At 43.8% G+C, this 1,113-nt stretch carries 1 protein-coding gene; it reads right to left on the bottom strand.

The genetic code is table 11. From position 1 onward, the window contains the following. Positions 1-182 precede the first annotated feature (182 nt). Entirely contained in the window at positions 183-1,037 is an 855-nt protein-coding gene (locus tag R7Z78_RS24640) for a tetratricopeptide repeat protein (RefSeq protein ID WP_169643780.1), read from the bottom strand. Between the last annotated feature and the right edge of the window lie 76 nt (positions 1,038-1,113).

Here is a 1,113-nt window from a genome sequence, read left to right as displayed (position 1 = left end):
GTGCAGCGTTCTGAGTTTTATACTCCAAACCATTTTATGCTTTATGCCAAATACACCTTTAATGATCGTTGGCAACCAATAGAATATCCACCAGCAGCCCCAATGCTGTATAGCGACTTCTAACAAAAAACAAAGGCCGGATTTCCGGCCTTTATTGTCTTATTTTTAGAAGAACTCTGCGCTTAGTACAAGATGGAGTACAGCTGGCGACGATATTTACGTGCAATAGCGTTGCCTTGTCCTAATGCGCTTAGGATATCCATAAAAGTTTTCTTCACTTCGCCATCTTGCGCGCCTAGGTTTACTTTTAAAATGTTCCAAAGTAGCTCTAGCGCTTCTTCATCACGACCCACTTGGTTGTATTGTACTGCTAGCTCACATGCCAATTCGAAATTGTCTGGGTTAGCTGCCAACTCTTGTTCCAAGCGCTTTAATTCTGGACTTTCAGCCGCTTGCTGATGCAGTTCCAGTTTCGCGATTAAGCTTTTGTAAGAGTTGTCTTGATACTCCAGTGGGATGGTTGCTAACAACTCTTGTGCTAATTCGAATTGTTTGGTTTCTAGCAAACAATCGGCTTTCGCTAATTTTACATAACCGCGTGATTGCAGTTCATCTGACAGCGTTTGAATGACGTTCAGAGCTTGTGCATGTTCGCCTTGTTGAAGCAGTTCGCTTACTTGCTTCAATAGTTGCTCGTCAGGGCTTGGCAAATGTTTTTGTAGCATTGTGCCAATCGCTTCGATTGGTTGAGGCCCGCCTAAGCCATCGACCGCTTGTCCATTAACAAACAACGCGATTGTTGGCAGTACTTGCACACCAAATTGGGAAGCAAGCGCTGGTTGATCTTCACAGTTCAGCAGAGCCAATGTAAAAGCACCATTGTACTGTTGAGTGAGAGCTTGCAACTCAGGTAGCACTTGTGCGCTTTCTGGTTGAGCGTTGGCCCAAAAATGAATCAGAACGGGCGTGTTCATTGATCCTTCAAGCACTTCTCTAAAATTCTGTTCTGTTAACTCAACGATAAATGGGGATTGCATCTGAGTGTCCTTGCTTTTAATTCAGGTCGATGTCTGTAGATATGGAGCTAATTGAATGGAAAATCAAGCGGGTCGA

It is taken from the genome of Vibrio sp. 1167, from assembly GCF_033340375.1.
GTDB classification, from domain to species: domain Bacteria; phylum Pseudomonadota; class Gammaproteobacteria; order Enterobacterales; family Vibrionaceae; genus Vibrio; species Vibrio alginolyticus.
The sequence above is the reverse complement of the archived record's forward strand: the minus strand, read 5'-3'. Positions and strand labels throughout refer to the sequence as shown.